Raw genomic sequence first — 4,851 nt, forward strand, 5'->3', positions numbered from 1 at the left:
CCTCGCTGCGCGAGGACTCCCCTGCGATGCTCGGTCGGGCGGCCTGCGGCATAACTCGCTGCGCGCGCTATGCGCGCTCCGCTCAAACAGATGCCGCAAATCAGTTCACGAAGCGCGCTGCGCGCGCTGGCCACCCGCCCTGCGCTTCTCGGCACCGCACAGGCGCCGCCACGGCCCTGTGTCCGCCCCTGACCAGTGACACCAAGGTTCGCCCAAAAGGGGAACGGGCTTCTCTTCGCGCGTGCCAGCCCGCACCGCACCCCGGGCCCTCGGCCCGCCCACCCGCTGCACCGAAAGCACCCACACACCCACACACCCACACACCCACACACACCCACACACACCCACACCCGTTCAAGCCTCCAACCCGATCGCCTCAAAAAACGCCCGCACCATCCGCGCGTCGCGCCGCTCGGCCAGACAGGCCACGTGGGCGTAGGTGCGCACCTGCGCGTCGCTGATGCGCACCGCGTGCAGGCCCGGGCCGGGCACGAACTCCACGTCGGACACCGCGGCCACGCCCACGCCCTGGGCCACGGCCTCGCGGATGATTTCGCGGCTGGCCACCTCCATCACCACCTCGGGCTGCACGCGCGCGGCGCGCAGCGCGGATTCGATGGCCTTGCGCGTGGTCGAGCCCTCCTCGCGCAGGATCAGCTTCTCGCCCTGCAGCTCGGCGGTGCGGATGCTGCGCCGGCGCGCGAAGGGGTGGGCCGCGTTGCAGAAGATCACCACCGGGTGCTCGCTGTAGGGCACCGAGACGAAGCGCTTGTCCAGCGAGACCTGCGCCAGCACCCCCACGTCGGCGCTGTAGTCGGCCAGCCGGTCCAGCACCTCCTGTGAGTTGCCCGTGGCGACCGAGATCTTCACGCCCGGGTAGCGCTGGTTGAAGGCCACCAGCATCCGGGTGGCGTGCGAGGGCCCCACCGCGGCCACGCGCAGATGGCCCGAGCGCAGCTCGCCGGTTTCGCGCAGCAGCTGCACCGCCTCGGCCTCCAGGTCGAACATCTGGCGCGACAGCTGCAGCAGCCGTTCGCCGATCTCGGTGGGCCGCACGCGCCGGCCCGAGCGGTGGAACAGCTCCACCTTGTAGAGCGCTTCCAGCTGGCCCACCTGCGTGGTGACGGTGGGCTGGCTCACGTGCAGCCGTTCGGCCGCGCGCGTGAAGCTACCCGTGGTGGCCACCGCGTGGAAGGAGCGCAGCTGTGTCAGTCGCATGGAAGGGCCTCCGTGTTATCCCTGCTCAACTATAGATTCTCTCAATACATCGGTGTAAAAACTTGAATTGGATGAATGTCGTCCTCGCACCGACAGTGCGACACAGCGTCACGGATCGGACATGTGACGCCCAAAAACTGACGGACAGCTTCAAGTACCGCAACCGGAGACACCCCATGCCGCTTTCCCGCCGTTCCCTTCTTGCCAGTGCGCCGGCCCTGCTCGGCGCGCCCCTGCTCGGCCTGTCGCCGAGCGCCCGCGCCAATGGCGTGCTCACCGTCGGGCTGATCCCGTCGGAGGACTCGCGCGCCATGATCGCCAACAGCCAGGCCATGATGGACATGCTGTCCAAGGCCTTGGGCATGCCGGTCAAGCCCTTCGTGGCGGCCGACTACAACGGCGTCATCGAGGCGCTGCGCTCCAAGCGGCTCGACGTCGCCTACCTCGGCCCCTTCTCGTATGTGCTGGGCACCACGGTGGCCGACATCGAGGCCTTCGCCGTGGCCGAGACCAAGAAGGCCGGGCGCACCTTCTACCACTCGCTGGTCGTCGCGCGCAAAGACAGCGGCATCCAGACCGTGGCCGACCTCAAGGGCAAGACCTTCGCCTTCGTGGACCCCAGCTCCACCTCGGGCCACCTGTTCCCGAAAGCCGGCCTGATCAAGGCCGGCTTCAACCCCGACAAGGACTTCGGCCGCGTCATCTTCTCGGGCTCGCACGATTCGAACGCGGTCGCGGTGCAGAACGGCAAGGTCGACGCGGTGGCCATCGCCGACCGCATCCTCGACGCCGCCATCAACAAGGGCCTGGCCAAGCGCGAGGACCTGGTGACGGTGTGGAAGTCCGACCCCATCCCCGAGTCGCCCACGGTCTGGCGCAAGGACCTCGACCCCGAGCTGAAGAAGCGCGTGCAGGCCGCCTTCCTGCAGGTCAAGAACATCCCCTGGTCCGACCAGGGCGAGCTCAACGGCTTTCACCCCACCAACGACGCGGCCTACAACATCATCCGGGACACGGCCAAGGCCCTCAACCTCGACCTGAGGAAGATGAAGTGATCAAGATCCGCGGCCTGACCAAGCGCTACGGCGACTTCGACGCCCTCAAGGGCATCGACCTCGACGTGGCCCCCGGCGAGTTCCTCGTCGTGCTCGGCCCCTCGGGCGCCGGCAAATCCACCCTGCTGCGTTGCATCAACCGCCTGTGCGAACCCACGCAGGGCGACATCCACGTCGACGGCCAGCGGGTCACCGCCGAGCGCGCCAGCCTGCGCCGCGCGCGGCGCCAGGTGGCGATGATCTTCCAGCACTACAACGTGGTGCCGCGCCTGTCGGTGCTCAAGAACGTGCTCACCGGCCGGCTCGGCGCCATGCCCTCGGTGGCCTCGTGGCTGCAGCTTTTCCCGCGCCGCGACATCGAGATCGCCCGCGAGTGCCTGCGCCGCGTGGAGCTCGAAGAGAAGGCCGAGCTGCGCACCGACACCCTGTCGGGCGGGCAGAAGCAGCGCGTGGGCATCGCGCGCGCCCTGGCCCAGCAGCCCAAGATCATCCTGGCCGACGAGCCGGTCGCCAGCCTGGACCCCAAGACCTCGCGCACGGTGCTGCAGTACCTCAAGCAGGCCAGCCGCGAGCTGGGCATCTCGGTGGTGTGCAACCTGCACCAGATCGAATACGCGCGCGAGTTCGGCGAGCGCATCGTGGGCGTGTCGGCCGGCCGCATCGTGTTCGAAGGCGGGCCCGACCAGCTCACCGACGAGGTGCTGCACCGCATCTACCCGGGCCTGGACGACGGCAGCGCGAAAGCCGCCAGTCCCGCGCGCGCCGCCCAGGCCGCGCCGCGGCCCAATCTGGCCCTGGAGGAGGCGTGATGAACATCGGTTCCTACTCCCTGCTCGTCGCACGCCCCACCGGTTCGGCCGGCTGGTGGCCGCGCCTGGGCCTCGGCGCGCTGGCGCTGGTGACGCTCTGGTGGGCCGCGCGCGGCGCCCAGGTCAGCTTCGGCGAGCTCGGCAAGGGCCTGCCCTGGATCGGCGACTTCCTGGCGCGCATGGTGCCGCCCAACTGGGCCTTCCTCGACAAGCTCTGGGTGCCCGCCATCGAGACCGTGCAGATCGCCCTGTGGGGCACGCTGCTCGCGGTCGTCATGGCCGTGCCGGTGTGCTTCTTCGCGGCGCGCAACCTCACGCCCAACCTGGCGGTGTTCCACTTCACGCGCCAGGTGTTCAACGTCACGCGCGGCATCAACGAGATCATCCTCGCGCTGGTGTTCGTGGCGGCGGTGGGCCTGGGGCCCTTCCCCGGCGTGCTGGCCCTGGCCGTGCACGGCGCGGGCATGCTGGGCAAGTTCTTCTCCGAGTCGATCGAGGAGATCGACCAGGGCCCCATCGAAGCCCTGCGCGCCACTGGCGCGGGCCCGGTGCAGACCGTCATCTTCGGCGTCATCCCGCAGGTCATCACTGCGTGGATCGCCGTCGTTCTCTACCGCTTCGAGACCAACCTGCGCCAGGCCACGGTGCTGGGCATGGTGGGCGCGGGCGGCATCGGCTTCGAGCTGGTCGGCAGCATGAAGCTCTTTCAATACCAGGACACCGCCACCTGCATCGTGGTGATCATCGTGATGGTGATGGCGGCCGACTACGTGTCCACCAGGCTGCGCGCCTGGATCCAGAAGGGAGCGCGTTGATGGACGCCCGCGTCGATTCGGTGACGGTGAATGGCCGTCGGTATGCCCGGCCGCTGCAGCCGGTGGTGGTGGTCTGCGTGGACGGCTGCGAGCCCGACTACGTGACCCAGGCCATCCAGGCCGGCGTGGCGCCCTACCTCAAGCGCATGGTCGAGAAGGGCGCGTCGGTGGTCGGGGACTGCGTGGTGCCCAGCTTCACCAATCCCAACAACGTGTCCATCGTGACCGGCGTGCCGCCCTCGGTGCACGGCATCTGCGGCAACTACTTCTACGACGTGGACAGTGGCCGCGAGGTCATGATGAACGACCCGGCCTGGCTGCGCGTGCCCACGCTGCTGGCGGCCTTCGCCGACAGCGGCGCCAAGGTGGCCGCCGTCACCGCCAAGGACAAGCTGCGCACGCTGCTGGGCCACGGCCTGCAGGGCATCTGCTTCTCGGCCGAGAAGGCCGACAAGGCGACGGTGGCCGAGTGCGGCATCGACGGCGTGCTGGACCTCGTGGGCAAGCCCGTGCCCTCGGTCTACAGCGCCGAGCTCAGCGAGTTCGTCTTCGCCGCCGGTGTGCGCCTGCTGGAGACGCGGCCGCTGGACCTGATGTACCTGTCGACCACCGACTACGTGCAGCACAAGTGCGCGCCCGGCACGCCCGAGGCCAACGCCTTCTACCGGATGATGGACGGCTACCTGGCCAGGCTCGACGCCCTGGGCGCGGTGATCGGCCTCACCGCCGACCACGGCATGAGCGCCAAGACCGATGCCGCCGGCCGCCCGCGCGTGCTCTACCTGCAGCAGGTGCTCGACGGCCTGCTCGGCGAAGGCCAGGCGCGCGTGATCCTGCCCATCACCGACCCTTACGTGGTGCACCACGGCGCGCTGGGCTCCTACGCCACCGTGCACCTGCCCGGCGCCGAGGCCATCGCGCGCGCGCGCGCCGCCATCGAGGCCCTGCCGGGCA

Annotated in this window: 5 protein-coding genes; 4 read left to right on the forward strand and 1 reads right to left on the reverse strand. The window is 69.3% G+C overall.

Going from position 1 to position 4,851, the window contains the following annotated elements; genetic code table 11:
• Positions 1-354: 354 nt before the first annotated feature.
• Positions 355-1,218 carry a LysR substrate-binding domain-containing protein gene (locus BGO22_RS00265; protein WP_286848228.1) on the reverse strand — a complete coding sequence of 288 codons (864 nt, stop codon included), beginning with the start codon at positions 1,216-1,218 and terminating at the stop codon, positions 355-357.
• A 176-nt stretch (positions 1,219-1,394) separates the two neighbouring features.
• On the opposite strand from BGO22_RS00265, the gene phnD reads away from it, so the two are divergent.
• The 4 genes from phnD to phnA form a co-directional block, all read left to right on the forward strand.
• A complete protein-coding gene (phnD, locus tag BGO22_RS00270; RefSeq protein WP_070399349.1) occupies positions 1,395-2,273 on the forward strand; it encodes a phosphonate ABC transporter substrate-binding protein in 879 nt (292 codons plus the stop codon).
• The gene (gene phnC, locus BGO22_RS00275; protein ID WP_070399348.1) at positions 2,270-3,082 is read left to right on the forward strand and encodes a phosphonate ABC transporter ATP-binding protein; all 813 of its coding nucleotides are present in this window, start codon (positions 2,270-2,272) and stop codon (positions 3,080-3,082) included. Before phnD ends, phnC begins: the two co-directional genes overlap by 4 nt.
• Positions 3,082-3,897 carry a phosphonate ABC transporter, permease protein PhnE gene (gene phnE / locus BGO22_RS00280; protein ID WP_070399347.1) on the forward strand — a complete coding sequence of 272 codons (816 nt, stop codon included), beginning with the start codon at positions 3,082-3,084 and terminating at the stop codon, positions 3,895-3,897. The genes phnC and phnE overlap by 1 nt, the downstream gene beginning before the upstream one ends.
• On the forward strand, positions 3,897-4,851 hold a 955-nt coding region (gene phnA / locus BGO22_RS00285), incomplete at its 3' end, for a phosphonoacetate hydrolase (protein WP_286848234.1). The genes phnE and phnA, both read left to right, overlap by 1 nt.

Origin of the sequence: Hydrogenophaga sp. 70-12 (assembly GCF_001897365.1) — a bacterium.
Lineage (GTDB): Bacteria > Pseudomonadota > Gammaproteobacteria > Burkholderiales > Burkholderiaceae_C > Hydrogenophaga > Hydrogenophaga borbori.